The following is a 26,333-nucleotide window of genomic DNA, read 5'->3' on the forward strand; positions in this document are numbered from 1 at the left end:
GATTCTGTGGAAGGTTGACTCGAAGGATCACGCGGTGACCGCTTCCTCGTCGACGAGCTCGGCGACCGCGCTACACCACTATCGGGGACTCAACTGCCGTTCCGGCCAGTTAGCCTGACTCGCAGTCGCCCGGTAGCCGCAGATTGCGCCCCCGCATGCCGAGTTGCGGTCCTGAGCTTTGCGGCGTGAGTATCAGTCAGGGCGTGCTGGTTCTGCGCGCGAGGACAAGCCGGCACCGCGGGCTGCCGTCCTCGCGTCGCCCCAGAGCCGCCAAGGGGACCGTCGTCACGATGAATCCGGCTGCTGTCAGGTCGTTGCGGACCGCGTGCAGCGGGCATGTGCGGTAGTACATGACGAACCGGGGACGCCACACGGCATTGCGGACCCGCATCGCCAGATCGAATCCGAGCAGCGCCCAGTACCAGGCCGAGGTGATGGATGGCGGCGCGCCGATCGGGAACGCGAATAGCCCGCCGGGCCGTAGCGCGCGGTACACCCCGGCGAACAGCGCGGGCCGCTCGGCGGGCAGGAGGTGCCCGAGCGCTCCGAAGCTGACCGCCAGGTCGAAGGCCTCGGCGAAGGGCAGGGCCCGGACGTCGGCGCGTACCCACTCGGCTTCCGGGTGCGCACTGCGCGCCTGCGCGAGCATGCCAGTGCTGAAGTCGACGCCCGTGATCCGTCCTTGGCACAGGGGTTGCAGGACCCGCATGCCCGCACCGGTGCCGCAGCACACGTCCAGTCCTCGGCCGAACGGCCCGAGCGGACGCAGCGCGTCGGCGGCCGCGTCAAGAATGCTCTCGGGGGTGCGAAAAGGCGTGTGGTCGAACTTCGGAGCGAGCAGGTCGTAGCCGCGCTCGACCGAGGACATCGCCTGGATCGCCAGTTCACGCAGAGACGGGCCTTGAGGCGAGAACACCGGCCAAGCGTACTTCTCGGATGCCAGACGGGCTGTCAGCTCCGGGATCGCGCATCGCAGCGTGTGTCAGCCGCAATCGACAACACTTCTCCTCCAAGGATGCGCCCTGGCGGGCGCCGGCTCGGACCGGCCGCTGCTGCTGTTGGAAGCAGGAACACGACCGCGGAAGGGGACGCCATCTGGTCGCCGTGCTGCTTCCACAAGCGGGCACCCATCCTCAACATGCAGCACGTCGGAAGACTCATCCTCTTCTGCCGCGATCCGCGCCGGCAGGCCGAATTCAGGGTGCCGCCTGAACTTCGGCCGCATAGGGTTCGGCAGTATGTCGGATGAGCCGTGGAAGGTGCGGCAGTCGTGCTACTTCTGGATCGCCAGTCAAGTCGTTTCGGCGGCTGAGGTCACGGAGGTTCTTGGGCTTGCCGCCGATCAGGCGACCGTGATGGGTAGCCGACGAACGTCGCCAACGTCGGTTCCCGTGGAGCATGCCTGGAAGATTGGCTGCGATCGACACGCCCGCATCGACGAGCAGGCCGGCGAAGTCCTCCGACGGATCGAACCGGTTGCCGACAAGGTGCGTCAGCTCGTTGATCGAGGTGACGTCCAAGCTGGCCTGATGCTCGTCCGCTACTTCGACGACGAAGAGGGCGGAGGCGGCGCGTTGGGCTGGGCGCTCTCGCCGGAGCAAGTCGGGCTCCTTGCGAGCATGGGCGCGGAGATCCAGGCAGACGAGTACGGCGTTTGAGGGCTGGCACGCCCGAGCGTGCGTAAGCTCCCGAGCCGTCAACGACCCGAACTGTGGCTGACCCTCGCAACGTCCGGATCTGCCGCTGTCCGGTGCACTCACGATGAGTGGACTCCGACCTGAGCTAGCGTGTCGGCGTGTTGCTCACAAGCGACAACATCCAAGAGGAGTTCCTAAGGAGCTTTCCGCAGGCAGCCGCCGCTCTTGAGGCCGACGCCGGCGCAGATCCCGCGGGGCGCGTCGACTGGGTGTTCCGCCACGATGTGATGCCTCACGCCATTGGCGACCCGGCTGCCCTGCGCGATGTCTTCGCCTGGATTGAGCGATTGCTGCTGTCCACTGACAGCATGATCGACTACTGGACTGCAGCACGCCTCCTTGGTCGGACGTTGGAGTGGCCAGAGTGGGTGCCTCTCGTTGAGGAGCACGCGGGGCCACTGCTTGCGACAGCCATGAGCAGATAACCTGCGCCTCAGCCGCACGCTCATGCCGCTGACGGTGCGGCGCGAACTGCCGATGAGCGATCCCGCGGGCAGAGGTGACCCGCGGCCAGGCCACGGGTGACCCGACTTGCCGGTTCAATCCTTCTTCGCAGCGGACGCGTCGACGCAGACGATTCCCCTGTTGCCGTCCTGGTCGGCGATCACGGTGAGCGAGGGCGCATCACTGTCATCGACGACGGTCCCACCCGCGGCGACGGCAGCGGCGATCCGTTGCTCAGCCACCTCGGGCGCCACATAGACCTCGATGTGGAACCGCTGACCCGGGGCCTGGTTTTCGTCGGCGTCCCCGAACCACAGGTTTGGCACCCGTCCCGTGGCATCCCGGATCTCGTCCCCGGGGGTCCCGCGGCCCTGGGCATCGGCGCTCCCGGTCAGTAGCGCGGCCCACACCGGGGCGATGGTCGCGGAGCGCGCCGTGTCGAGGCCGAGCTCGATATCGCTGACCGAAGCCGGATCGGCGTCGACCTCGTGCTCAACGGCGATCTCGGTGATCCGTCGCGCCAGGTCGACGTCCTGCTGGGTCACCCATTCAACAACGTGTTCGGTGCCTTCGTCGTCACGGTAGATGGCGTCGTCGCTGACCAACTTGAAGTCGATATACCCCTTACCGATGGACACGCGCGGGTGGTGGCCGAGCGCGTCGCCCGCCTCGCCCACCGCGGCGACAAACCGTGCGCCGGTGCCGAAGTCGTCGATCACGTAGCGCGCATGCAGTCCCTGGGCCAGCTTGCGCCAGTCGGTCAGGTTCGCCTCGGCGATCTGTTCGCCCTTCAGCATGTCCATGGACGGGGACCCTATCCCCTGAATCAGCCCGACGCACGAGCGCAATGAACAACCGGATCTGCCGCAACCGTGCTTTCGACTGTCGCAGATCACCTGGCGGACGAGTGTCGCGCATCACCCGACGGCGGACACGGTGGTCGCCCACCGGAGCCTGACGAGTTTCTCGACGTCTTCAAGACGGGCTCGTCCGCCAGGTGATCTGCGACCTGACTTTTGTCACGAGGCGGGGTTGGCGCGGGCGTAGCCCTGTGACCTGGGGTTTGGTGGTTGGGCTGTCTCGATTTGCGCACTAATCAGGTGGTCGCCTCCCGCACGCCGCGCAGGACGACGTCCAGCACCACGTCAGCCTCGACACGGGCGGCCTCGGGGTCGGCGGCACGGGCAATGTAGAGGGCTGAGCCGTAGAGACCACCCAGTGCGACGTGCGCCAGCGCATCGAGTGCGACACCGGGCAACGCCCCGCTGTCCACCAGCGGCGTCAACACGGTCCGCAGCATTGGCAGCTCGACGCCTTCTGTGCCGCTGTCCCACGCACGGGCGGCCAGCACGGTCACACTGTCGATGATCACGATCCGCCTGAACGCCGGTCGCAGACAAGCGTCGAGGAACGCGGACAGGCCCGCTCGTACCGCGGCCCACGGATCCTCCTCGGCCAAGGCCGCGGCCATCACCGCGTCAGCGGTCTCGTCCAGCACCACGTCGTACACCGCCTTGAACAGCGCATCCTTGCCGCTGAAGTGGTGATAGAGAGCGCCCTTCGCGAGACCCGCACGCTGGACGATGTCGTCCATCGCGGTCGCTTTGTAGCCCTGCTCGACGAACCGCTCGCGCGCTATCCCGACCAGCAGCTCACGGGTTGCCTCCGCCTGCCGTTCCCGCAGCCTCTTGACAGTCACCCGGCAAGCATAAAAGACTGACTGCTAGTCGGTGACCGACCGTCGGTCGGTAAAAGGAGGTTTGTGATGTTGCCACTTCCGCCCGGACAACGGAGCGTCGAGGGGTTCCCGCGATTTGGCACGCACCTGCACCGGCCGCCGCCCGCGGTGCCAGACGATCCGGTGATCGCGATCAGCGGCGTCATGCGCAAGCCGTCGGAGGTGCGGCTGCCGGAGCTCGCCACGCTGCCGCGGCGCAAGATCGTCGCCGACTTCCACTGCGTCTCCGGCTGGACGGCGACCGACCTGCGGTGGGAAGGGGTGCGGTTCGCCGATTTCTTTCGCGCCTTCGTCGAGCCGGCGCTCGACGCGGAGGTCTGCGTCAGCCACCTGGCGTTCGTGGGTCTGGACGGGATCAGCTCCGTGGTCGAGCTGCAGGACGCGCTGGCGGACGACGTCCTACTCGCGGACCGGGTGAACGGGGGCCCACTCGGCGGCGATCACGGCGCGCCGATCCGGTTGGTCAGCCCGGCCCAGTACGGCTACATGAGCATCAAGCACCTGTGCCAGGTCGAGGTGTGTTCCACGCTGCCGGCACATCGCCTCGATCGAAGCATCATCGGCCGGCTGATCGAGGGCCATCCCCGGGCTCGGGTCTGGCACGAGGAGCGCCACGGCCACATCCCGGGACGGCTGATCCGGCCGTTCTACCGCCCGCTGATCCGCCCCATCCGCGCCCTCTGCGCGAAAGGAGCGCAAGACCGATGAAACTCCCCAACGACGTGCTGAAGACCCAGGACTGGATCATCGACGACATCGTGCCCGACTTCGACGTCGAGGACGTCTGGGCCCTTCCCATCGAGGGCGGCGCGCTCGATTTTCCTGCCGTCATCGAGACGCAGCAATCCCTCGACTTTCCGGCGTCCGCGCCGCTGCCGGTGCGCTTGCTGTGGGGCATTCGCGACCTGCTCGGACGCGCGTTCGGACTCGGGCGGATTTCGACCTCCGCAGACGCCGCCGGCGTCTGGCCACCCGTTCCCGGCACCGGCGAACCATCGCTGCTCGTGCGGCTCCCCGAGGACCTCTGCGACAAGTCCTCGGCATCGCAGTTCACCGACAAGCCGTTCCGGCCGCTGTACCGCACCGGCACCGAACTCGCCCAGGAAATCTCGAACCGGACCATGTACGGCGTGATGCACCTGGCGTGGGCGGACCAGGGAAGCGGCCGCTACCGCGCGCAGATGACCGTCTACGTCAAACCCCGCGGCACCTTCGGCAAGGCGTACATGGCCTTCATCAAGCCATTCCGCTATGCGATCGTCTATCCGGCACTCATGCGGCACCTCGAACGAACCTGGTCACAACAGCACTGACGAGCGAGTCTGTACCCCTGTCAGCGCGGCCCAGCACCTTGCGCCCACGCCGGGTCCCCGGCCGGTACGACGACACTTGTTTAACCGCGTCACGGACCACCGTGATGCCGGCCGGTGCCGAACAGTCGTGGCGGCGAGGCCTTGAGGCGGCGTGCGCCAAGCACGCGGTGCTGGGTCTGGCATCAATGGTGCGGTACGACGTGAGCACGCCATACCTCGAGCCCGACCCCCGGGGACGGTTGCGCGACCCTGGGTTCTCCAAGGACCGATGCGCGGCGGTTGTCACTCACCTAGTCACTCGCTCCCCCCGCACCCGGACCTACACGCAGCCCATCCGATTACGCTCATGTTGGCGGCTATTGACCCTGGTTTGGGCGCTCAACAGGCTCGGACCTCCGCGCTGCTTCTGCCTCGTCACGCCACGACGACCAGTTCCACTCGATGCCATCGATGCCCGCGAGGTAATCCAGCGCTGATCGGTCTCGTCCGGCAATGAAAACCTCTCGGTACTCGGCTGTCTCCGGTGTCTCCCCCGGCCCGTAGTTCGGACCTGCCATAGCGAGCAGACCGTCGCCGGAGTACAGGTCGTGTCCCGGAGAGGGCCAGCGCCAGGCAGGACCGGGTATCGGAGCGAGTGGCGCCAGAACCTCGCTCGGATGCTCAGGCCTGATCTGAGCCGAGGTCCCGCCGAGTCGCGCATTGAAGATCGCCTCGAAGGCCGCAACGTGAACCAGGAACACGGACAGCCGAACACCCGCGAGTTGCCATGACTGATCGGCCTCGGGCTCCCGGTCGTAGACCTGGCCGTCGTCAACGTCGGGGTCCACCGCCCAGGTCCAGACACCCTGGTTTCCACCCAGAAGACAAGCTTGCCGTCCTCGATCCATACGCTTTCGCCGTCCAGGACGGTGTTCTGCTGCGCCAGGGACGCCGACCACTGGGGCGTGACCTCGAACCACTCGCGAAGCGGACGGGGAAGCCGTCGGTCGCCGCTCGCAGGGTCCGAGGGCTCTCGGTCCGCCGGCCCATACCAATAGGTCAGGAAGCGGTCGAGACGGGGCGGCGTAGGACTCCGGAGATCATCCACGCTCATAGTGTGCCCGCCACCCGCCATCCCGCGATTTCCATGCCGCCCGGTGTGTCATCCCTCGCTGGCGTGCGCCCAGCAAGGCTCACGAACGTCCCGCTGTCTCCGTGGATCTTGGCCTCGCGCAGGGCGTCTCCCAGCTTGAATCGGATGCTTATTCGACCTGACGGGGCGTTCTAGGCAAAGCGGACTGGACGGCGGGAGTTGCGGCACAGCTCCGTGTCGCTGCTCAGCGAGAGCGATCTAACATCGGACAGATCTCGCTCCTAGTCGGTCACAAGAGCACGCAGGTCACGGAGATCGTCTACCAACACCAGCTCCGGCCGATGCTGGCCGAGGAAGCCGAGGCGATGGACGACCTGCTGCCCGCAGACAGTTAGACACTCAGGTCATGCAAGAGGCCGGCCTCCCGAGAGGGAAACCGGCCTCTGACCTGGGTGGAGCTTAGGGGATTCGACCCCCTGACCTCTTCCATGCCATTCACGGGTGGTCCCCAAGCTCTCGTGTGACGGGCCCGGCCGGATGTCCATGGGGTCCTCTGGCGTGCACGCCAGAGCGAGGCTGTTGTCACTCAGTTAGACACTCAACTGTCGGCTCCCGCAGCAGCCGATCACCTAACCCTGGCTCGCATCTCAACGTAGACCCAACGGTCGACAGATTCCCTACCTCCCGAGTCGCGGGGCGCCTATCGTGCCTACATGACCCCGCCCTACCCGAGCGACCGGTGGGACCCGCGACAGCATGCTGGTGGTCGATTACCCGGCCTCACGATTCAGCGTGCAACTCCGGCCATCGACCTGCAGGCTCAGTTGATCGGAACACTAGAGGTCGACGCCTCGACAGACTGCTTGGTAGTTCGCATGGAAGTCAGCACCCCAGTCGTCGACGGCCAGCGCCGGGTGCGCTTCGAGACCAGCTATCAGCTCGTCGACGTCGCTTGGCCGACAGGCTGGAGCATCGCGATCCGTGACGGCGAGGTTGCCTTGATTGATGCCGTGGGGCAGACAGCCGCCCGGTTGGGCGACGAGGTGTACGTCGGGGGAGGTTTTGTGACCCCCAAGCAGGCCGATGCCATCCCATGCACAGGTCACGAGCGGGTATTCCGGGCGAGCGGGCTCTCAGGTCCTTGAACCAGCTCGCTTACGTGTGGTCAGGAAGTCACCTTGGCGTCCCGCCGCACGGTCCAGAGTCATTGGCAGCCCTTTGAGTCCGTCGGGTGGTAGGTCTCCGCCACGGAGCAATATCGCTCACCCTGCAGCTCGTACAGACCGGCATCACCCGCTACAAGATAGCGATTCGGTGCAGCATCATCTGCGCCCGCCGCTCGCGTCGAACCCTTCGACTTCCCGATCGCTGTGTCGCTGCACTCGCTGGACACCTGCAGAGGCAAGTGGTCATGCGTCAGACAGCCGGCCATCGCTGGCAGCACCACAATCTGCGCCACGGCTTCGTGTCACTGCTCAGCGAGAGCGGTCTGAGCATCGAGCAGATCTCGCTCCTAGTCGGCCACAAGAGCACCCAGGTCACCGAGACGGTCTACCGTCACCAGCTCCGGCCGGTCTTGAGGCGATGGACGGGCTGCTGCCTGCGGACCGATAGTCACTCAGTTAGACACTCAGGTCATGAAAGAGGCCGGTCTCCCGAGAGGGAAACCGGCCTCTGAGCTGCGGTGGAGCTTAGGGGATTCGAACCCCTGACCTCTTCCATGCCATGGAAGCGCGCTACCAACTGCGCCAAAGCCCCGCGGTGTCTTGCGACTCCGGAAGTTTAGCGGATGAGTGGCTCCAAAGAAAAATCGGATAAGCGCCTGCGCGCGCGGGCTCCGGGGGCGGCTGCCGAGGGGTCCCTGAAGCGTCGAGGCTGCCTTTAGACACCGTTCCCCAGCACGCGCGCAAGCCCTGCTGGGTACGGCGGGCGCCAGTCTGCGTCAGCCTTGAACGGCAAGGCCAGGAGCCCACCGCGACGTGTCCTTGACCACACCTGCCCCAGTATCCACAGATCTCCCAGCGAGCAGGCACGTCCGAAGCACAAGCCACCGCAGCGCCGGCTCACTCGGGCCGGCAGCGCCGCCGGCACCACAAACAGCAGACCGCGCAACGGCACTGTGCCAACTGGTGCGAATGGTTCGCCGAACGCAATACGTCGGATGCCCGGTTCGCGGCCGCGCCGAGAACTGCCGCCGCAGAGCGGTGTCCAGCGCCGCACGCGCCCACCGAACAGCCGCCGTGCAGCGGTGACCGCTCAGCTTCCATCACCACCGCAGGTGGTTCGCCGAGTTCAGGTCGCGGAATGACGGTTCGTGGCGGCGCCGGAGGCGCCCATAGGACTGCCGCCGCGCAGCGGTGTCCGCTTGGCGTCCACCACCAACCCAGTTGGTTCGCCGGGGGCAGGTCGTGGGATGACGGTTGGCGGCCGCGCCGGAGGCGCCAAGAGACAGCCTCCGCGGAGCGGTGTCCTATGAGCGGTGTCCTTTGGGCGGTGTCCTTTGGGCGGTGTCCGTTGAGCGGGGTCCGTCAGCGTTGGGGGTCGTCGCTCATTACTGGTTCGGGGAGGGAGCCGGCGTTCCATTCCTCGATGCGCCAGCGGAGGTTGCGGCTCGGCAGCAGAGAGACCCAGTTGCAGTTGGCGAGGCCGCCGAAGGCGGGCCAGTGGGCTGGGGGGATGCCGAGGAAGACGCAGATGCCGACGCGGGCGGCGAGGCCGTGGGTGGCGACGACGATGGTGTCTTCCGAGGAGCCCTGGGCCGCGATCCGGCTCAGGGACTCGGAGAAGCGAAGGGCTACTTCTTCGACGGTTTCGCCGGCGGTGCCGCGGCGCTGGGGTTCGCCGGCGCGGATGCGGGCGGCGGCTTCGGGGTGGATGGCGGCGAGCTCGGCCATGGTCATGCCGGCCCAGTCGTCGACGTCGATCTCGCGGAGGGCCTCGTCGTACTCGATCTTGAGGCCGGTCAGGGCGGCGAGCTCACCGGCGGTCGCGGCGGCGCGCTGGAGGTCGCTGGCGAAGAGCCGGGTCGGGGCGAGCGAGGCCAGGCGTGCGGCAGCGGAGCGGGCCTGGGAGACGCCGACGTCGTCGAGGGGGATGTCGGCCTGGCCCTGGATCTTGTCCTGCAGGTTCCACTCGGTCCGGCCGTGGCGCCAGACGATCAGTCGCCCGGCGGTCATTCGGCGGCGGGTCCCGGGACGGGCGAGGGCAGCGGGATCGTGGGGCAGTCGCGCCAGAGTCGCTCGAGGGAGTAGAAGCTGCGCTCCTCGGAGTGCTGGACGTGGATGACGATCTCGAGGTAGTCGAGCAGCACCCAGCGGCCTTCGCGCGCGCCTTCGCGGCGGACCGGCTTGGCGTCGAAGTCGACCCGGAGCTTCTCCTCGACGGCGTCGACGATGGCGCGGACCTGGCGGTCGTTGGAGGCGGACGCGACCAGGAAGGCGTCGGTGATGGCGAGCTGTTCGGAGACGTCGAAGGCGAGCACGTTCTCGGCCTTCTTGTCGTGGGCCGCCTCCGCGGCTGCGGTGAGCAGCTCGATGGCACGTTCGCTGGCTGGCATCTGGTTCCTTCTAACGGTTGGTGTAGAGCTCACGCTTGGCGATGTACTGCACGATCCCGTCCGGCACGAGGTACCAGGTCGGGTTCCCCTTCGCGACCCGCTGCCGGCACTCGGTCGACGAGATCGCCAGCGCCGGCACCTCGAGCAGCGTGATCCGGTCCATCGGCAGCTTGTCGAGCGGCAGCTCGAGACTCTCGGTCCCGGGCCGGGTGCAGCCGACGAACTGGGCCAGTTTGAACATCTCGTCCACGTCGCGCCAGGTCAGGATCTGGGCGAGCGCGTCGGCGCCGGTGATGAAGAACAGCTCGGCGTCCGGGTACAGCTTGGACAGGTCGCGCAGGGTGTCGATCGTGTACGTCGGTCCCGGCCGGTCGATGTCGACCCGGCTGACCGAGAACCGTGGGTTCGAGGCGGTGGCGATCACCGTCATCAGGTAGCGGTCCTCGGCGGGTGAGACCTTCCGCTCGGACTTCTGCCACGGCTGGCCGGTCGGGACGAAGATCACCTCGTCCAGGTCGAAGTACGACTGCACCTCGCTGGCCGCGACCAGGTGCCCATGGTGGATCGGGTCGAACGTGCCGCCCATCACCCCGAGGCGCCGTACCCGCTCCACAGAAGCCACATCAGCCCTTCGTCACGCCGCTCAGCTGTGCGGCCGGCCCTTGCCCATGATCACCGTGATGGCGAGCAGCAGGACCAGCACGAACAGAGCGAACCCGCCGTACCACCACGGCGAGATGTGCGAAGCCTCGGAGGCGGCCTCTTCGACGGCCGCCAGCAGCGGCAGGAGGTGCGTTTGCATGACGCAGAGCCTATCTCGTGATCGCACACACGAGCGCGACCGGGCACCCGGGCGGGGCACCGGTCGCGCGGAGGGAGGGTCAGCTGTGGCGGATGTGACGGGTCAGCAGCCGGCGCCAGGCGGACGGCACCGCAGCGGCGCGACGGCGCTCCGCGGCGACGCGGTGCAGCTCGTCGATGTGGGCACGGGCGACTTCGGGGGTGATCATGATTCCTTCACTGGGTAGGTAGGACGGTAGCGGGACGAGCAAGTCCCGATACCACATATTCTACGTCGCGCACGCAGGTCGGACAAACGAATTGAAGGTAGAATAGGCTGTGGGCCTATGAATCTGCGGTGAATGGGGAGGTTCACGCCGATGGACGCAATCGACCGCCAGTTGCTCGAGGCACTCCGGGAGAACGGCCGCTCCAGCTGGGCCGAGCTCGGCCGCGTGGTCGGCCTGTCCGGCCCGAGCGTGCAGGAACGGGTCCGCCGGCTCGAGGAGCGCGGCGTGCTGCTCGGGTACCGTGCGGTGGTCGCGCCGGAGCAGGTCGGGCTCGGCACCAGCGCCCTGATCGGACTGTTCCAGCGTGACGACGTGGAGACCGACGACATCGTCGACCAGGTCCGCGAGATCGCCGCGGTCGAGGACTGCTGGTTCGTCGCCGGCGACCAGGAGCTCGTCGTGAAGGTCCGGGTGCCCGACGTCACCCAGCTCGAAGCGGTGGTCGGCTCACTGCGCCGCGTCAACGGCGTGGTCCGCACCCGAACGACGGTCGTCCTGTCGACCCGCTGGGAGAGCCGCCCCGCGCCGCTCCCCGAGCAGGACTAGTACGACGCCGGCCGCAAGCGCGAGCGCGGCCGCGACGGGGAAGAGCAACGTCGGCGCATGCTCGTACGCCGACCCACCAAGGGCCGGCGCGAGAAACATCCCGCTGATCGACGCGGCGGCGTACAGACTCGAGTACCGGCCGACCATCCCCTCGGGCGCAGCGTCGGCGACATGAGCGGTGGCGGTCGGCTTGTACAGCATCTCCCCCGCCGTGATCCCCACGATCGCGACCGTCGCACCAGCCAGCGCCGGCCACACCCCGAGCACGGCCAGCCCAACGCCCACCAACCCGAATCCGACCGCGATCACGCGCAACGCCCGATGACCCCGCAGCCTTACGGCGAGCGGCGCCTCACAGCACACGATCACGACCGAGCTCAGGCCGATCAGCACGCCATACGCCACCGCAGGCGAGCCCGCATCCCGCAGCAGTAGCGGCATCGTGGCGAACACCTGCCGGTACACCGTGTCCACCACCACGATCGTTGCCAACAGCACCAACACCGCCCGGTCCCGCAGCAGCACCCGCCACATCCCGGACGACGCAACCCCAGCCGTACGACGCCCACCCGGCACGAATCGCCAGACGATCGCAGCCAGCACGAGACTCGACACCGCATCGAGCACGAAGACCAGCGAGAAGTCGTACGCCGCCAGCAGTCCACCCAACGGTGGTCCGATGGTGAAGCCCGCGTTGCTCGCCGTACGCGACAACGCGATGCCTTCCCGCCGGCGCTCGTCAGGCAGCGCGGTCGCGACCAGTGCACTGAGATTGGGGCGACTCGCTCCACCGAACAGCCCGGCCAGCACGGCAACCAGACCGAGAGCCGCGGTAGGCACCAGAGGCATCGCCGTACAACTGACAGCCCAGAGGAGCTGACTGGCCACCGCAGCGCTTCGCAATCCGAAGCGGTCGCCGAACCAGCCGCCGCCCAGGTTCCCGCCGAGCAGACCGACGCCGTACGCCGCCGCCGCGAAGCCGGCCTGCTGCGCGGACATGCCGCGGTCCTCGACCAGGTAGAGCGTCAGGTAGATCCAGGCCAGCGCCCCGGCCGAGCTCACCAGCTGGCCCACCATCACCGCCTTGAGCCAGCCCGGCAGTTCCGTGATCCGTCGCCAGTACATGGCACACCCCCAGGACACAGGTAGAGTGAGTTCCCAACAGGAACTTACTCTAATCTGGAGTCCGTGGTGCGTCGAAGCAGTTTCGAACCCGAGCCCGACTGTGCGATCGCGCAGTCCCTCGGCGTGATCGGCGACGGCTGGGAGCTGCTGATCGTCCGCGACCTGGCCCGCGGCGTCGATCGCTTCGACCACCTCGCGGAATCCCTGCACATCTCCCGCAAGGTGCTGACCGAGCGACTGACCGACCTGCTCGACAGCGGGATCGTCGAGCGGTCGCCGTACCAGGACCGACCGACCCGCTACGCCTACCGGCTCACTCCGCGCGGCCGCGCGCTGCTCCCCGTGCTGGTCGCGCTCCAGGACTGGGGCGACCGCTGGCTGCTCGGCGACGGCTCACTCACCGGCACCAACGAGGACGACGAGCCGCCCGCTCACCGGATCCATCAACTCGAAGGCCAGCACATCCCGAAGATCGAGCTGCCATCCACAACCGGTACGGCGCTCGACGTCGTCGACCCGGACGCCCGAGCGACCGTCCTCTTCGGCTATCCCGCGACCGGCCGGCCGACCCCGCTGCCGGACGCCTGGAGCGAGATCGCCGGCGCCAGCGGCTGCACGCTGGAGAACCGCCTCTTCGGAGCGAGGTACGACGAGTTCACCGCCCAACGGATCGCCATCCGCGGCGTCAGCACCCAGCGCCCGGACGAACAGCGCGCATTCGCGGCGTCGGAGGAGATCCCGCACACACTGCTGTCCGACCAGGACCTCGAGCTGGCCGCCGCGCTCCGGCTGCCGACCTTCCGCGCCGGTGGGTACGAGCGATTGAAGCGCGTAGTACTCGTGGTCGGCCCGGATCGCGTCGTACAAGCGGTCAAATACCCGGTCACCGACATCGCGGAGGCCGTCGACTGGGCCTTCACGACTGCTTGAAGAACGCCTTGATCTCAGCCGCGACCCGGCCGACCGCCTGAGCGCTCCCGCGCGGGTTCGTCCCACCCGGGTCGCTGGACGAACCGTGGTCGAGACCTTCGAACTCGACCCGCCGGCAGTGCGGCAGCGCCTTTTCCAACGCGTCCCGGCCGGGCTTCAGAATCGGCAGCCCCTTGCTCCCACCCATCAACAGGACCTCAGCGTCGACCGCGCGCATCTTGTCGAAGCTGCCGGCCAACTCGGCGATGATCACGCCTTCCTGATGGATCGTCGGCGCCAGCTTCCGCATGGTGACCGCGTCCGCCTCGGCGCCACGCTCCTCCTTGAGCAGCATCTTCTCGGTCATCCGCGCCAGCATCCGCCGCGGGAACACCTTCAGGAACGCCGGCGCCAACTGCAGCCCGAACATGCTCGTCACCATCGCGGCCGGGATGTCCCCGCGGGCGATCTCGTCATCGAAGCGAGCCAGCCACGCCCGATGCGCCACGCCGTCCGCGACCAACGCGGGCTCGTAGACCGCGACCTTGCGGAGCGCCGGCAACGCCCGCGCCGCCTCCATCACGACTGCTCCCCCGGCACTCACCCCGAACGCCATCGAGGCGTCGGCGTCGGCCAACACGGCGGAGAGGTCTTCCACCTCAGTACGCACGGAGTGGTCAGGCCGATGTGGACCGGACAGCCCGCGCCCACGTCGATCCGGCAGGTACACGGTGAAGTCGTCGGCCAGCGCCTGGGCGAGGAGCGTATGACTGCGACTCGACTCCATGCTCCCGTGCACGAGGACGACCGCGGGACCGTGGCCGGTCTTCCAATACCCGATCCGGGTGCCGTCGCAGGATTCCACCGCGCCCGGTGTCAGCTCAGTTGTCATCATGGCTCGATAGTCACACACGATCTAGTTACATTGCAACTAGTATCCAGAACACGTACGCTGAACCCATGACCCACCGCCGCTCCCCGCTCGCGCTCGCGATCCTCGGCCTGCTCGAGAACGGGCCGCTGCACCCGTACGGGATGCAGCGGCTGATCAAGCAGTGGGGCAAGGACCAGGTCGTGAACGTCGGCCAGCGCACCAGCCTGTACCGGATGATCGAGCGGCTGGAGGACGGCGGGCTGATCGCGGTCGGCGCGACCGAGCGGGACGAGCGCTACCCGGAGCGGACGACGTACCACCTGACCGAGGAAGGGCGGGCGGTCTGCCGGCAATGGCTGACCGAGATCATCACCACGCCGCGCAACGAGTTCCCCGAGTTCCCGGCGGCGCTGTCGTTCGTGATGCTGCTGCCGCCGGAGACGGCCGGCGAGCTGCTCGCGGAACGGCGAGAGCGGCTCGACCAACGGATCAGGGACTACGACGCGGACCTGAGCGCGGAGAACGACGGACAGCCGGTGCCGCGGTGGGCGTTGCTGGAAACGGAGTATCTGAAGGCGATCGCGCAGGCCGAAGTGCGCTGGATCGAGTCGATTGTCGACGATCTGCAGAACGGCACACTGACCTGGAAGCCGGGGCCGGTGTGACGGAAGTCGAGGTCTGGTGGGGGCGGATCGGGCAGGTGCGGGAGGAGTTCGCCACCGAGCTGGATCCGGTCGAACGTCAACGCCACCAGGCCTACGTGCGCCCGGAGGACAAGGCGAGGTTCCTGCTGGGATGCACGATCGTACGGCGAGTGCTCGCGAGCCGGCTCGCGTTGCCTCCAGCAAGCATCTCCCTCGACCGCACCTGCCCGGACTGCGGGCGGCCGCATGGAAAGGTGCGGGCCGACGGGGTCGAGTTGTCGGTCACGCACTCCGGGGAGCTGGTCGGGGTCGCGGTCAGCAGTCACCCGGTCGGGCTGGACGTGGAGAAGGTCGATCCGGCGATCGACGTCGACGGGCTGGCGCGGCTGAGCCTCGCGGAGGCGGAGATCGCGCAACTGGCGGCAGCAGCCGACAAGCCGAGAGCGTTCCTGCGGCAGTGGACTCGCAAGGAGGCGATCGTGAAGGCGACCGGAGCCGGGCTCCGCGAGGATCTACGAACGGTCACCGGTGTCCCGGAGGGAATGCAGGTGATCGAGCTACCCGTGGATCCCAGCTACTCGGCGGCTCTGGCGGTCGTTTCCGCCGAGCCGCCCGTCATCGAGACCAGGTCGGCTCAGGTCCTGATCTGACCTTCGCCGATCACGACGTACTTGGTCGACGTCATCTCCGGGAGGCCCATCGGGCCGCGGGCGTGGAGTTTCTGGGTGGAGATGCCGATCTCGGCGCCGAAGCCGAACTCGCCGCCGTCGGTGAAGCGGGTGCTGGCGTTGACGACCACCGCGGCCGAGTCGACTGCGGCGACGAACCGCCGGGCCGCGGCCTGGGAGCGGGTGATGATCGCGTCGGTGTGACCGGAGCTGTACCGGCGGATGTGCTGCACCGCCGCCTCCAGCGAGTCGACCACGGCGGCCGACAGGTCGAGCGAGTTGTACTCGGCGCCGAAGTCCTCCTCGGTCGCCGCGGCCACATCCTTGCCAGCGGCAACCACCGTCGGATCGCCGTGGACCGTCACGCCGGCCGACGCCAGCGCCGGCAGCGCCTTCGCCAGGAAGTCGGCGGCGACCGACGAGTGCACCAGCAAGGACTCGGCCGCGTTGCAGACGCTCGGGCGCTGGGTCTTGGCGTTCAGCAGGATCTCCAGAGCGAGATCCAGATCGGCGTCGGAGTCCACGTAGACGTGGCAGTTGCCGACCCCGGTCTCGATCACCGGCACGGTCGACTCGGACACCACGGTCTGGATCAGGCCGGCCCCGCCACGTGGGATCAGTACGTCGACCAGCCCGCGCGCCTGCATGAGCTCCTTCACCGCGGCCCGGTCCGTCGGCACACCCTGCACCACATCGGCCGGCAGACCGGCTTCCGTGGCAGCGTCCCGCAGTACGGCGACGATCGCTTCATTGGACGCCGCCGCCGAGGACGACCCGCGCAGCAGCACGGCGTTGCCCGACTTCAGGCAGATGCCGGCCGCGTCGGCGGTCACGTTCGGGCGGGCCTCGTAGATGATGCCGACCACGCCGAACGGCACCCGCACCTGACGAAGCTCCAGCCCGTTCGGCAAGGTGTAGCCGCGGACGACCTCACCGACCGGGTCGGTCAGCCCCGCGAGCTGCTCGAGTCCGGCGGCCATCCCGTCCACGCGGGCCGGGTTCAGCGCCAGGCGGTCGACCGTGGACTCCGGCGTACCGGCCTCGCGGGCGGCCGCAACGTCCTTGGCGTTCGCCGCGACGATCGTGTCCGTGTTCGCCCGCAACGCCGCCGCCATCGCGTGCAGCGCCGCGTCCTTGGTCGCCCGGGAGGCCTCCGCCAGCGCGTACGACGCCTCGCGCGCCCGGCTGGCCAGCTCGATGATCTCGCTCACCCTCCCATCGTAGGGTGCTCGACCGTCGGCCGGCCCAGCCGTCTCAAGCCACCCAGTAGGTCCGGGTGTTGGTGAACTCGCGAAGCCCGGCAGCGGCCAGTTCCCGCCCGTAGCCGCTCCGCTTGGTCCCGCCGAACGGCACCCGCGGATCGGAGGCCACGACCGCGTTGACGAAGGCCGCGCCGGACGTGATCCGCCGCGCCAGCCGCACACCGCGATCCGGATCGCCGGTCCAGATACTCAACCCCAGCCCGTACGGCGTCGCGCCGGCCAGCTCGGCCGCGTGATCACCATCGCGAGCCACCGCCACCGCGGCGACCGGCCCGAACGTCTCCTCGTCGAACGCCGGCATCCCCGGCGCGGTCCCGGTCAGCACCGTCGGCTCGAAGAAGTACCCGGGCCCGTCGACACTCGCGCCACCCGCGACCAGCACGGCCCCGGCCGCGACCGAGGCGTCCACCTGGCGCTGCAACGCGGCCCGCAGATCGTCCCGCGCCAACGGCCCGACTGCGATCGAGCGATCCGTCGGATCCCCGATTGCAAGCCCCTTCACACCGACCACGAACCGCTCGATGAACTCGTCCGCCACCGCCGCCTCGACGATGAACCGCTTCGCACAGACACAACTCTGCCCGGAGTTCGTGAACCGAGCCCGGACCGCGGCCGCAGCAGCTGCTTCGATATCCGCATCAGCCAGTACGACGAACGCGTCCGAGCCACCCAGCTCGAGCACGGACTTCTTCGACACCCGACCAGCCGCCGCACCGACTGCGGCCCCAGCCCGGTTGCTGCCGGTCAACGTGACCGCCGCGATCCGGTCATCCGCGATCAGCCGCTCGATCGTCTCCGGTACGTCGGCCTCCTCCACGACCAGCGTGCGGACCAGGTGCTCCGGGAACCCGGCGGCGCGAAAGACAGCCTCGATCGCCAGCGCGGACCCGGTCACGTTCGGCGAGTGCTTCAGCAACACACCGTTGCCAGCAGCAAGCGTCGGTACAGCGAACCGCAGCACCTGCCAGACCGGGAAGTTCCACGGCATCACCGCTAGCACGAGCCCGATCGGCTCGTACGAGACCCACGCCCGCACGCCGTCGATCGCGACCGGCTCGTCGGCGAGGACCTCGGCACCCTTCGCCGCGTAGTACTCAGCGGTGACAGCCGACTTCTCGATCTCTCCTTCGGCCTCGCCGATCGGCTTGCCCATCTCGGCGGTGACGACGGCGGCCAAGTCGTCGGCCGAGCCGCGGAGCTCAGCAGCGAGCCGCGTCAACGCCTCCAAACGAGCAGCGACCGGCACGGCTCCCCACTCGGCAGCCGCCGCGGCCGCCTGTACGACGACCTGCTCGAGCTCGGCCGGCGTCATCGCGCCGTACGTCGCCAGCGTGTTCCCGTTGGCGGGGTTGATCGTGGTGATCATCGGGCGCTCAACCCGCCGCGGTCGTTGTCCGACAGGTGCTCGAAGGTCTCGCCGGTCGCGGTCATGGTCCGGGTCACGTCGCGTCCGCCGTACACCCAGTAGATCCGCATCGGGGTCGTGCCGCGGTTGTAGAACCGGTGCGGGACGCCGGCCGGGACCCAGGTCGCGTCACCGGCGACCAGGTCGAACTCCTCGCCGTCGATCACCGCGACCGCGTCGCCCTCGAGGATCAGGACCGACTCCTCGACGTTGTGGCTGTGCAGCGGCAGCCCGGTGCCCGGGGCGAAGACGGTCTGCCCGGTGGTGATCCGGTTGGTCTCGGAGTTCCAGCGGCCGACGTACGGCAGCGTGACGACGCCGTTGCCACGGTCGAACGGCTCGACCTCGCCCGGACGGATTAGCAGGTTCATCAGTTGTCCTCAGCAGAGTGATGGAAGAGCCGGTTGGCCAGGGTGTTGGCCTGGCTGCCCGGTACGACGTGTGCCGCAACGGCTTCCCGCCAGACCGGGAAGTGCGGGGCCGCGCGGTGCGCCTCGACGGCGGCGTCGTCGGCGTACACCTCGTACAGCGTGAAGTGGTGGTCGTCGGCCTGGTCCTGGCTGACATCGAAGTACAGGCAGCCCGGCTCGTCGGTGAACGAGCGCTCGGCCTGGGCCCGGATCGCGTCGACGAACTTGTCGAGGTGTCCAGGAACCACCTGGAGGGAGACGGTGAGGCTGATCATTCGGCGAGTTCCTCCGTGGGTGGTAGGTCGACCTGGGTCTCGGCGGCGAGGGTGACCAGGCTGGTCCAGGTGGTGGCGGTCAGGGTGATGCCGGCGACGGAGTTGGCAGCCAGGTTCTGGTCCTCCAGCTCGCCCGGGACGAGGATCCGGTCCGCCCACGCGGCGGTCTCGGCCGATCGAGTGGCGTCGACCAGGGCTTCGGCACGTTCGGCGTACGCCGCCGGGTCGCCCATGGCAGCGACGTCGATCGTGAGTAGCAGATGCCCGACTCCGCTGGGCGCGTCCGGCTGGTACGGCCCGGCCACGTCGGTGCCGAAGGCGCTGCCGGTCAGCACGCCGGCGAGGACGTCGAACATGAACGAGATCACGTAGCCCTTCGGCCCGGCCATCGGCAGGATCAGGCCCTCGATCGCGCTCCGCGGGTCGGTGGTCGGATTGCCGTCGGCGTCGGCGGCCCAGCCCTCCGGGATCTCGGTACCGCGCTCGGCGGCGAGATAGACCTTGCCGCGGGCAACGGCCGTGTTGGCCAGGTCCATCACGACCGTCCCGTGCCGTCCGGCCGGCGCCGCGATCGACCAGGGGTTGGTGCCGACGCTCTTGTTCCGGCCGCCCCACGGAGCCATCGCCGGGCTGGCGTTCGTGCAGAGGAACGCGACGCAGCCCTCGTCGGCGGCCTTGCGGGTGAAGTACGCCGCTGTGCCGAAGTGGCCGGAGTTCCGGATGCCGATCGCGCTCACGCCGTACTCACGGGCCCGTTGGACGCCCAGCGTGACGGCCTCGTCGGTGATGACCTGGCCGATGCCGTTGCGGCCGTCGAGCACCACCAGCGCGCCGGTGTCGCGGACGCGCTCGGTCCGGGTGACCCGCTCCATCGCGCCCCTGCGGAGGCGGGCGACGTACCAGGGCAGGCGGAGCATGCCGTGCGAGGCGTGCCCCCACAGCTCGGCGGTCACCAGGGTGTCGGCCAGGAGGTGTGCGTCGGGCCCGGGCACGCCTTCGGCGCGCAGCACGGCCTCGGTGAACGCCTGCAGCGCCTCCGGGCGGGTCCGCTGGGCTGACGCCATCCGTTGCTCCGATCTGGCGGTTACGATGACTGGGACTACGGAAGCATACTTGTATACAAGTGTGCAAAGGGAGAGATCAGATGACGGACAAACTGCGGCGCGCCTCCGGCGGCCAGGTCGTGTACGCCGAGCTGAAGCGGCAGATCCTGTCGCTCGAGCTGCCACCGGGCCGGCGGCTGTTCGAGCCTGAGCTCTCCCAGCAGCTGCAGGTGAGCCGTACGCCGCTGCGCGAAGCGCTCCGGCTGCTGCTGGCCGAGGACCTGGTGGACCAGCTGCCCACCGGCGGGATGGTCGTGCGGTCGCTCTCGGCCCAGGAGATCGACGAGCTCTACACGGTCCGGGCCGCGCTGGAGGGGCTGATGGCGGCCGAGGCGGCCGAGCGGATGACCGACGAGGGGGCGGAGGCGCTCACCCGGTTGGTGGCGCGCAACGAGCGGCTGGTCGAGTTCGCCGAGGACGCGATGAACGCCGGTCACGACTTCCACCTCGAGATCGCCGAGATCGCGTCGCACGGGTGGGCGGCCCGGCTGCACCAGCAGGTCGACGGTCAGATGGCGCGGTACCGCGAGTTCACGAACCAGTCGCAGCTCCGCCGGACCGCCGCGCTGGAGGAGCACCGCGGCATCCTCGACGCGCTGGTGACTCGCGACGCCGCCCGGGCTCGTCAGCTCGCCGAGGAGCACGTCCTGACCGCCCGCGACACCGCCCTGTCCGCAATCGGCGAGCGCCTACCCAGCGCGTGAGCAGTCCCCGTAGCGCGTGAGGAGTCCCCGTAGCGCCCGAGCAGTCGCCTAGCGCCTGAGCAGCCGGTATCGACGCTCCGGCCGGCCGGCGACGCCGTACCGCGGCCGCATCTCCGCGCGGCCGATCGTCACGAGGTGCTCGAGATACCGCCGAGTGCTGCTGCGGGACAACCCGGTCACCGACGCACAGTCGCTGGCCGACATCCCGTCCTCCGCGGCGTCGCCGAGCGCCTTGATCACCAGATCCGTCGTCTCCGGGCTGATCCCCTTCGGCGCCACCGGACGACGCCCCTGAGCACGGAACACCCGGTCGACCTCCGCCTGATCGACGTCGGTCAACCGCTGGAGCTCCTCCCGGTGCTCGGCGTACTCCGTCAGCTTCCCGCGCAGCGACTCGATCTCGAACGGCTTCACCAGGTACTGGAACACGCCGCCGCGCAACGCCGTACGGACACTCTCCAGATCACGCGCCGCACTGATCACGATGACGTCGACCGGGTAGTCGCCCGACGACTCCCGAAACCGCCGTAGCACCTCCAGCCCGCTCATGTCCGGCAGGTGGATGTCGAGCAGGACGAGATCCGGCCGCAGCGAGCGTACGGCGGCCAGCGCCTCGTGACCGTTGCGCGCGGCACCGACGACCTCGAACCCGGGCTGGCGCGACACCACGCTCGAGTGCAGCCGAGCCACCATGAAGTCGTCGTCGACCACGAGCACCTGGATCATGTCCGCACCACCGGGGCAAGCATCGGCAGAGTCGCCACGAACACGGCTCCCGCGTCGTTGTGCACGGTCACGTCGCCACCGCGCTTGCGGCAGATCACCCGGACCAGCGCCAGCCCGATCCCGTGCTCGCCGGACTCACTGTTCTTCGTGCTGTACCCATGCGCGAACACCCGATGCTGCATCGCACTGTCCACGCCCGGACCGGAGTCCCGGACCTGGATCCGTACGGCGCCCTCGCGCTCGAGCACCTCCACGGACACGAACGGATCGGGCGCTCCCGCGGCGGCGTCGAGCGCGTTGTCCACCAGGTTGCCGAGCACCGTCGAGACGTCGGTCGCCAGCCGCTCGTCCAGCCGCGGCAGCAGGCTGCTCGGCTCGATCACGAAGGTGACCCCACGCTCGCCGGCCTGTGACGACTTCGCGATCAGCAGCGCCGCGACGGCCGGATCGGCGACCCGGGCGGTGACGCCGGCGGTCAGCTCGGTCTGGTCGGCGGCGACCTGCTGGATGTACCGCAGTACCTCGTCGTACTCGCCGAGCTCGACGAGACCGCTGACGATGTGCATCCGGTTGCTGAACTCGTGAGCCTGGGCACGCAGAGTGTCGGTCGTGTTGCGGGTCAGGTCGAGCTCGCGCTGCAGCTCCAGCAGCTCGGTCCGGTCGCGGAAGGTCGCGACCCAGCCGATCTGCCGGCCGTGACTGCGGACCGGCATCCGGCTCGAGGTCAGCACCCGCCCGTGCAGCGGCAGGATCCGGTCGGTGACGGGTTGCGGCCCGTCGAAGATCTCCACCAGCCGGCCGGTCTCGTCCACCTCGGTCAGCGCCCGCCCGGCCGACGCCACCGGGATGCCGAGCAGGTGCGCCGCCTGGTCGTTCACCATGGTGATCCGCCACTGGAGATCGACTGCGAGGACGCCCTCCTTGATGCCGTGCAGCAGGGCTTCGCGCTGCTCGACCAGTCCGGTGATCTCGCGCGGCTCGAGGCCCAGCGTCTGCCGCTTGACCGTCCTTGCCAGCAGCAACGACCCGAGTACGCCGAGCAGGCTCGCGATCCCGAGATAGGCGAGCAGGTTGGGCAGCGCCTCGCGGAGGCTGGCCATGACGGAGGGGTACTGCCGCCCGACCACCACCACGCCATCGGTCGCCCCGCTCGGGTCGTTGAGGATCGGCGCCATCGCGAGCGTGGCACCGGTGACCTCGTCCTGCCCGATCCAGGACCGGCCGCTGAACGCGTCCGTCTGCTGCACCCGCACCACGGAGTTCTTCGGCAGCGGATCGGTGGAGATGATGGCCCGCCGGTCCTCGAGCGCGATCACGACGTACGTCGAGCCGGACAGCGTCCGCCCGGACTCCACCTGGGTCTGTGCCTGGCCCATGAAGTCCGTGCCGTTCGAGGCGGCCGCCTTCCGCACGCCGGACGTCACCGCCAGCCACTCGGCGATCTCGAGCGCCCGCCCGCCCTCGTTCTCGCGGAAGCGGGCGTTGGACTGGGCCACCGAGACCGCGGCGACACCGATCAGGACGACCAGCACGATCAGCAGCTGCATGGCCAGCATCCGCCCGGCCAGCGTCCAGCGACGCCGGCCAAGGAGCGCTCGCCACCTCGGTTTCACGGCTCGATTGTGCTCGGGAGCGCCGGATCGCGCCATCTTTGGCGTGAGCACAATGAACACAACGCACATTGCGTTCACAACGGTGACACCCTGAGCAGGTGCGCGGGACGCTGGCGGCGACCGGACCCCTGCAGACGAAGGAGACCGCCGTGAAAGCACGGACCTGGTTCACCAGTATCGCCACCGTGGCGGCGCTCGCCGTCGCGGCCACAGGCTGTGGCGTCAGCGCCGACGACAACGCCTCCGGCGGCACCGACAGCGGCCCGGTGAAGGGCCTGCGCATCCTCGTGCCGAACTCCCCCGGCAGCGGCTACGACACCACCGCCCGCGCCGCCGCCAAGGCCATGCAGGACGCCAAGCTGACCGACACCGTCGAGGTGTTCAACACCGCCGGCGCCGGTGGCACCGTCGGCCTGCAGCGGCTGGTGAACGAGAAGGGCAAGGAAGACATCCTGATGCAGATGGGGCTCGGCGTCGTCGGGGCCGTCTACACCAACAAGTCGAAGGCCACCCTGCAGGACACCGTCCCGGTCGCCAAGCTGATCGAGGAGGCGGAGGCGATCGTGGTGCCGAAGGGATCGCCGTACACCAGCCTGGACCAGCTCGTCACGGCCTGGAAGGCCGACCCGGGCAAGGTGCCGGTCGGCGGCGCGTCCAACGCCGGCGGGCCGGACCACCTGACCCCGATGCTGCTGGCGAAGGCGGTCGGCGTGCCGCCGAAGGAGGTCAACTACGTGCCGTACGACGGCGGCGGCGAGCTGCTGACCGCGGTGCTCGGCAAGAAGCTCGCGTTCGCGGCGACCGGGATCGGCGAGGTCGCCGAGCAGGCCAAGGCCGGTGACGTGAAGATCCTCGCGGTCACCACCGAGAACCCGGTCGAGGGTGTCGACGCCCCGACGCTGAAGAGCCTCGGCATCGACCTGGTCTTCACCAACTGGCGCGGGATCGTCGCGCCGCCGGAGCTGTCCGACGCGAAGAAGCAGGAGTACGTCGACCTGCTCACCAAGATGCACGACTCCGAGCAGTGGAAGAAGACGCTGGCCGACCAGGGCTGGACCGACGCCTTCCAGACCGGTGACGAGTTCAAGACCTTCCTGACGGCGGAGAACGAGCGGGTCGCCGGCGTGCTGCAGGAACTGGGTCTCACGTCCTCATGAGCACCCCGTCCACGAGCGCGAAGCAGGGCCGCTCCGAACTCGGAGTGGCCCTCCTGCTCCTGATCCTCGGCGGCTGGGCCGTGGTCGACGCGCTGCGGCTCCCCGAACTGCAGACGACCGGGCCGGTCGACGCCAAGACGGTCCCGCTCGCCGTCGGCGGGCTGCTGATCGTGACGGCCGTACTGCTCGCGATCGACATCCTGCGCGGCGGGCGGGGTGAGCAGGAGGCCGGCGAGGACGTCGACCTCGGCCACGGCAGCGACTGGAAGACCCTCGGGCTGCTGGCCGCGGCCTTCGTGGCGAACATCCTGCTGATCGAACGCCTCGGCTGGCCGGTCTCCGGCGCGGTGCTGTTCTTCGGTACGGCGTACGCGCTCGGCAGCCGGCACCTGATCCGGAACGCGATCATCTCGATCGCGCTGTCGGTCGGCACCTGGTACCTGTTCAACGTCGCGCTGGGCATCCCCCTGCCGGTCGGCATCCTCAAGGGAATCCTCTGATGGACGCATTCTCCGAACTGCTGAACGGATTCGCCACCGCGGCCCAGCCGACCAACCTGATGTACGCCTTCCTCGGCGTCCTGCTCGGCACCGCGATCGGCGTCCTGCCGGGCATCGGCCCGGCGATGACCATCGCGCTGCTGCTGCCGCTGACCTACTCGCTCGAGCCGACCCAGGCGTTCATCATGTTCGCCGGCATCTACTACGGCGGCATGTACGGCGGCTCGACCACCTCGATCCTGCTGAACACACCAGGTGAGAGCGCGTCGGTGGTGACCGCGATCGAAGGCAACAAGATGGCCCGAAGAGGCCGCGCGGCCGCCGCCCTGGCAACCGCGGCCATCGGGTCGTTCGTGGCCGGCACGATCGGCACGCTCTGTCTCGCGTTGCTGGCCCCGGCCGTGGTCAAGCTGGCCCTCCAGATGGGCGCCCCGGACTACTTCGCCGTCATGGTGCTGGCGTTCGTCGCCGTCACCACCGTGCTCGGCTCGTCGAAGATCCGCGGCCTGGCCTCGCTCGCGATCGGGCTGCTGATCGGCCTGATCGGGATCGACCCGACCTCGGGGCAGCAGCGGCTCACGCTGGGCATCCCGGAACTTGCCGACGGCATCGACGTCGTGGTGGTCGCGGTCGGCCTGTTCGCGGTCGGCGAGGCGCTGTGGATCGCCGCGCACCTGCGCCGTACCCCGGCCGAGATCATCCCGGTCGGCGCCGCCCGGATGGACCGCGCCGACTGGCGCCGGTCCTGGAAGCCGTGGCTGCGCGGGACCGCGATCGGCTTCCCGTTCGGCGCCGTACCGGCCGGTGGCGCGGAGATCCCGACGTTCCTGTCGTACGTGACCGAGAAGAAGCTGAGCAAGCACCCGGAGGAGTTCGGCAAGGGTGCGATCGAGGGCGTCGCCGGTCCCGAGGCGACGAACAACGCGTCGGCCGCGGGCGGTCTGGTTCCCCTGCTCACGCTGGGAATCCCGACCACCGCGACCGCCGCGGTGATGCTCGGCGCCTTCCAGGGCTACGGCATCCAGCCCGGCCCGCGGTTGCTGGACACGCAGCCGGAGCTGGTCTGGGGCCTGGTCGCCAGCCTGTTCATCGGCAACGCGATCCTGCTCGCGCTGAACCTGCCACTCGCGCCGATGTGGGCCAAGCTGCTGCGGATCCCCCGGCCGTACCTGTACGCCGGCATCCTGTTCTTCGCCAGCATCGGCGCCTACGCCGCGAACCTGTCCACCTTCGACCTGTGGCTGCTGTTCGTGATCGGCGCGCTCGGCTTCGCGATGCGCCGCTACGGGCTGCCGGTGGTGCCGGCGATCATCGGCATCATCCTCGGCCCGACCGCGGAGGAGCAGATGCGGCGTGCGCTGCAGATCAGCGACGGCGCCATCAGCGGTCTCTACAACACCTGGTTCTCCAAGACCGTGTACGTCGTCATCCTGCTGCTGCTCGTGGTTCCGCCGCTGGTCGGCCGGATCCGCAGCCGCAGGAAGGCCGACAAACCCCAGCCTGCCGAGAAGGGAGAGTAGCC

At 68.7% G+C, this 26,333-nt stretch carries 31 protein-coding genes and 1 tRNA gene; 14 read left to right on the plus strand and 18 right to left on the minus strand.

All coding sequences use genetic code 11. The annotated features are described in order from the left end of the window. Positions 1 to 196 precede the first annotated feature (196 nt). Positions 197 to 916 (minus strand): class I SAM-dependent methyltransferase, encoded by a 720-nt coding sequence (locus ACIBGM_RS04535; protein ID WP_360519440.1) that lies wholly within the window; start codon positions 914 to 916, stop codon positions 197 to 199. A 322-nt stretch (positions 917 to 1,238) separates the two neighbouring features. Between ACIBGM_RS04535 and ACIBGM_RS04540 the strand changes: the two genes are divergently transcribed. Together ACIBGM_RS04540 and ACIBGM_RS04545 are read left to right on the plus strand one after the other, a co-directional pair. After that, the gene (locus ACIBGM_RS04540; RefSeq protein WP_360519443.1) at positions 1,239 to 1,658 is read left to right on the plus strand and encodes a DUF4279 domain-containing protein; all 420 of its coding nucleotides are present in this window, start codon (positions 1,239 to 1,241) and stop codon (positions 1,656 to 1,658) included. 137 nt (positions 1,659 to 1,795) lie between these two features. Next, on the plus strand, positions 1,796 to 2,122 hold the full coding sequence (locus ACIBGM_RS04545) for a hypothetical protein (protein ID WP_360519445.1): 327 nt from the start codon (positions 1,796 to 1,798) through the stop codon (positions 2,120 to 2,122). Positions 2,123 to 2,236: 114 nt separating this feature from the next. On the opposite strand, the gene ACIBGM_RS04550 is transcribed toward ACIBGM_RS04545, so the two are convergent. Together ACIBGM_RS04550 and ACIBGM_RS04555 are read right to left on the minus strand one after the other, a co-directional pair. Next, on the minus strand, positions 2,237 to 2,944 hold the full coding sequence (locus ACIBGM_RS04550) for a 4a-hydroxytetrahydrobiopterin dehydratase (RefSeq protein ID WP_360519448.1): 708 nt from the start codon (positions 2,942 to 2,944) through the stop codon (positions 2,237 to 2,239). Positions 2,945 to 3,237: 293 nt separating this feature from the next. Next, positions 3,238 to 3,840 (minus strand): TetR/AcrR family transcriptional regulator, encoded by a 603-nt coding sequence (locus tag ACIBGM_RS04555; protein ID WP_360519451.1) that lies wholly within the window; start codon positions 3,838 to 3,840, stop codon positions 3,238 to 3,240. Positions 3,841 to 3,906: 66 nt separating this feature from the next. On the opposite strand from ACIBGM_RS04555, the gene ACIBGM_RS04560 reads away from it, so the two are divergent. The 4 genes from ACIBGM_RS04560 to ACIBGM_RS04575 all read left to right on the plus strand — a co-directional run bounded on the left by ACIBGM_RS04560 (position 3,907) and on the right by ACIBGM_RS04575 (position 7,942). After that, entirely contained in the window at positions 3,907 to 4,587 is a 681-nt protein-coding gene (locus ACIBGM_RS04560; RefSeq protein ID WP_360519454.1) for a molybdopterin-dependent oxidoreductase, read from the plus strand. Then, positions 4,584 to 5,192 (plus strand): DUF2867 domain-containing protein, encoded by a 609-nt coding sequence (locus ACIBGM_RS04565; RefSeq protein ID WP_360519456.1) that lies wholly within the window; start codon positions 4,584 to 4,586, stop codon positions 5,190 to 5,192. Before ACIBGM_RS04560 ends, ACIBGM_RS04565 begins: the two co-directional genes overlap by 4 nt. Positions 5,193 to 6,977: 1,785 nt before the next feature. After that, positions 6,978 to 7,409 (plus strand): hypothetical protein, encoded by a 432-nt coding sequence (locus ACIBGM_RS04570; RefSeq protein ID WP_360519459.1) that lies wholly within the window; start codon positions 6,978 to 6,980, stop codon positions 7,407 to 7,409. Positions 7,410 to 7,675: 266 nt separating this feature from the next. Continuing rightward, positions 7,676 to 7,942 carry a tyrosine-type recombinase/integrase gene (locus ACIBGM_RS04575; protein WP_396384491.1) on the plus strand — a complete coding sequence of 89 codons (267 nt, stop codon included), beginning with the start codon at positions 7,676 to 7,678 and terminating at the stop codon, positions 7,940 to 7,942. A 7-nt stretch (positions 7,943 to 7,949) separates the two neighbouring features. Here ACIBGM_RS04575 and ACIBGM_RS04580 read toward each other — a convergent pair. From ACIBGM_RS04580 to ACIBGM_RS04605, 6 genes are all read right to left on the minus strand, one after another. Then, positions 7,950 to 8,022 (minus strand) — tRNA-Ala (locus tag ACIBGM_RS04580). Positions 8,023 to 8,792: 770 nt separating this feature from the next. Continuing rightward, complete coding sequence (locus ACIBGM_RS04585; RefSeq protein WP_396384492.1) at positions 8,793 to 9,440, minus strand: histidine phosphatase family protein; 648 nt, start codon at positions 9,438 to 9,440, stop codon at positions 8,793 to 8,795. Next, a complete protein-coding gene (rsfS, locus tag ACIBGM_RS04590; protein ID WP_360519468.1) occupies positions 9,437 to 9,820 on the minus strand; it encodes a ribosome silencing factor in 384 nt (127 codons plus the stop codon). Before rsfS ends, ACIBGM_RS04585 begins: the two co-directional genes overlap by 4 nt. Positions 9,821 to 9,830: 10 nt before the next feature. After that, entirely contained in the window at positions 9,831 to 10,442 is a 612-nt protein-coding gene (nadD, locus tag ACIBGM_RS04595; RefSeq protein ID WP_360519471.1) for a nicotinate-nucleotide adenylyltransferase, read from the minus strand. Positions 10,443 to 10,463: 21 nt separating this feature from the next. Beyond that, complete coding sequence (locus ACIBGM_RS04600; RefSeq protein ID WP_360519474.1) at positions 10,464 to 10,622, minus strand: hypothetical protein; 159 nt, start codon at positions 10,620 to 10,622, stop codon at positions 10,464 to 10,466. A 79-nt stretch (positions 10,623 to 10,701) separates the two neighbouring features. After that, on the minus strand, positions 10,702 to 10,830 hold the full coding sequence (locus ACIBGM_RS04605; RefSeq protein ID WP_360519477.1) for a hypothetical protein: 129 nt from the start codon (positions 10,828 to 10,830) through the stop codon (positions 10,702 to 10,704). A 150-nt stretch (positions 10,831 to 10,980) separates the two neighbouring features. On the opposite strand from ACIBGM_RS04605, the gene ACIBGM_RS04610 reads away from it, so the two are divergent. Then, positions 10,981 to 11,436, plus strand: coding sequence for an Lrp/AsnC family transcriptional regulator (locus tag ACIBGM_RS04610; protein WP_360519480.1), 456 nt, complete (start codon positions 10,981 to 10,983; stop codon positions 11,434 to 11,436). On the opposite strand, the gene ACIBGM_RS04615 is transcribed toward ACIBGM_RS04610, so the two are convergent. Further along, on the minus strand, positions 11,338 to 12,561 hold the full coding sequence (locus ACIBGM_RS04615) for an MFS transporter (RefSeq protein WP_396384493.1): 1,224 nt from the start codon (positions 12,559 to 12,561) through the stop codon (positions 11,338 to 11,340). The two genes, ACIBGM_RS04610 and ACIBGM_RS04615, sit on opposite strands and share 99 nt — an antisense overlap. Positions 12,562 to 12,624: 63 nt before the next feature. Here ACIBGM_RS04615 and ACIBGM_RS04620 point away from each other — a divergent pair, with 63 nt between their 5' ends. Next, on the plus strand, positions 12,625 to 13,491 hold the full coding sequence (locus ACIBGM_RS04620; protein WP_396384494.1) for a winged helix-turn-helix transcriptional regulator: 867 nt from the start codon (positions 12,625 to 12,627) through the stop codon (positions 13,489 to 13,491). Here the strand turns inward: ACIBGM_RS04620 and ACIBGM_RS04625 are convergent. Then, the gene (locus tag ACIBGM_RS04625; RefSeq protein WP_396384495.1) at positions 13,478 to 14,365 is read right to left on the minus strand and encodes an alpha/beta fold hydrolase; all 888 of its coding nucleotides are present in this window, start codon (positions 14,363 to 14,365) and stop codon (positions 13,478 to 13,480) included. The genes ACIBGM_RS04620 and ACIBGM_RS04625 overlap by 14 nt on opposite strands. A gap of 65 nt (positions 14,366 to 14,430) precedes the next feature. Between ACIBGM_RS04625 and ACIBGM_RS04630 the strand changes: the two genes are divergently transcribed. After that, on the plus strand, positions 14,431 to 15,009 hold the full coding sequence (locus ACIBGM_RS04630) for a helix-turn-helix transcriptional regulator (RefSeq protein WP_396384496.1): 579 nt from the start codon (positions 14,431 to 14,433) through the stop codon (positions 15,007 to 15,009). After that, positions 15,006 to 15,638 carry a 4'-phosphopantetheinyl transferase family protein gene (locus ACIBGM_RS04635; protein WP_396384497.1) on the plus strand — a complete coding sequence of 211 codons (633 nt, stop codon included), beginning with the start codon at positions 15,006 to 15,008 and terminating at the stop codon, positions 15,636 to 15,638. The genes ACIBGM_RS04630 and ACIBGM_RS04635 overlap by 4 nt, the downstream gene beginning before the upstream one ends. On the opposite strand, the gene ACIBGM_RS04640 is transcribed toward ACIBGM_RS04635, so the two are convergent. Genes ACIBGM_RS04640 through ACIBGM_RS04660 form a run of 5 tightly spaced genes read right to left on the minus strand, consistent with a single transcriptional unit; the run spans position 15,623 to position 20,072 of the window. Then, on the minus strand, positions 15,623 to 16,867 hold the full coding sequence (locus tag ACIBGM_RS04640; RefSeq protein ID WP_396384498.1) for a glutamate-5-semialdehyde dehydrogenase: 1,245 nt from the start codon (positions 16,865 to 16,867) through the stop codon (positions 15,623 to 15,625). The genes ACIBGM_RS04635 and ACIBGM_RS04640 overlap by 16 nt on opposite strands. A gap of 43 nt (positions 16,868 to 16,910) precedes the next feature. Next, positions 16,911 to 18,284 (minus strand): aldehyde dehydrogenase family protein, encoded by a 1,374-nt coding sequence (locus ACIBGM_RS04645; protein WP_396384499.1) that lies wholly within the window; start codon positions 18,282 to 18,284, stop codon positions 16,911 to 16,913. Further along, positions 18,281 to 18,694 (minus strand): cupin domain-containing protein, encoded by a 414-nt coding sequence (locus tag ACIBGM_RS04650; RefSeq protein WP_360519504.1) that lies wholly within the window; start codon positions 18,692 to 18,694, stop codon positions 18,281 to 18,283. The genes ACIBGM_RS04645 and ACIBGM_RS04650 overlap by 4 nt, the downstream gene beginning before the upstream one ends. Next, positions 18,694 to 19,008: a putative quinol monooxygenase gene (locus tag ACIBGM_RS04655; protein WP_396384500.1), complete on the minus strand. Its 315-nt coding sequence runs from the start codon at positions 19,006 to 19,008 to the stop codon at positions 18,694 to 18,696. Before ACIBGM_RS04655 ends, ACIBGM_RS04650 begins: the two co-directional genes overlap by 1 nt. Further along, positions 19,005 to 20,072 (minus strand): Ldh family oxidoreductase, encoded by a 1,068-nt coding sequence (locus ACIBGM_RS04660; protein ID WP_396384501.1) that lies wholly within the window; start codon positions 20,070 to 20,072, stop codon positions 19,005 to 19,007. Before ACIBGM_RS04660 ends, ACIBGM_RS04655 begins: the two co-directional genes overlap by 4 nt. 80 nt (positions 20,073 to 20,152) lie before the next feature. Here ACIBGM_RS04660 and ACIBGM_RS04665 point away from each other — a divergent pair, with 80 nt between their 5' ends. Beyond that, the gene (locus tag ACIBGM_RS04665; protein ID WP_396384502.1) at positions 20,153 to 20,815 is read left to right on the plus strand and encodes a GntR family transcriptional regulator; all 663 of its coding nucleotides are present in this window, start codon (positions 20,153 to 20,155) and stop codon (positions 20,813 to 20,815) included. Positions 20,816 to 20,863: 48 nt separating this feature from the next. On the opposite strand, the gene ACIBGM_RS04670 is transcribed toward ACIBGM_RS04665, so the two are convergent. Then, entirely contained in the window at positions 20,864 to 21,541 is a 678-nt protein-coding gene (locus tag ACIBGM_RS04670; protein WP_360519516.1) for a response regulator, read from the minus strand. Continuing rightward, positions 21,538 to 23,154 carry an ATP-binding protein gene (locus ACIBGM_RS04675; protein WP_396384503.1) on the minus strand — a complete coding sequence of 539 codons (1,617 nt, stop codon included), beginning with the start codon at positions 23,152 to 23,154 and terminating at the stop codon, positions 21,538 to 21,540. The genes ACIBGM_RS04670 and ACIBGM_RS04675 overlap by 4 nt, the downstream gene beginning before the upstream one ends. A gap of 98 nt (positions 23,155 to 23,252) precedes the next feature. Here ACIBGM_RS04675 and ACIBGM_RS04680 point away from each other — a divergent pair, with 98 nt between their 5' ends. The 3 genes from ACIBGM_RS04680 to ACIBGM_RS04690 are packed head-to-tail and all read left to right on the plus strand — an operon-like array spanning position 23,253 to position 26,331. Continuing rightward, complete coding sequence (locus ACIBGM_RS04680; protein ID WP_360519522.1) at positions 23,253 to 24,311, plus strand: tripartite tricarboxylate transporter substrate binding protein; 1,059 nt, start codon at positions 23,253 to 23,255, stop codon at positions 24,309 to 24,311. Next, positions 24,308 to 24,811, plus strand: coding sequence for a tripartite tricarboxylate transporter TctB family protein (locus ACIBGM_RS04685; protein ID WP_360519525.1), 504 nt, complete (start codon positions 24,308 to 24,310; stop codon positions 24,809 to 24,811). The genes ACIBGM_RS04680 and ACIBGM_RS04685 overlap by 4 nt, the downstream gene beginning before the upstream one ends. After that, a complete protein-coding gene (locus ACIBGM_RS04690; RefSeq protein WP_360519528.1) occupies positions 24,811 to 26,331 on the plus strand; it encodes a tripartite tricarboxylate transporter permease in 1,521 nt (506 codons plus the stop codon). Before ACIBGM_RS04685 ends, ACIBGM_RS04690 begins: the two co-directional genes overlap by 1 nt. The last annotated feature ends 2 nt before the right edge of the window (positions 26,332 to 26,333 follow it).

The organism is Kribbella sp. NPDC050470 (genome assembly GCF_044458365.1).
Lineage (GTDB): Bacteria > Actinomycetota > Actinomycetes > Propionibacteriales > Kribbellaceae > Kribbella.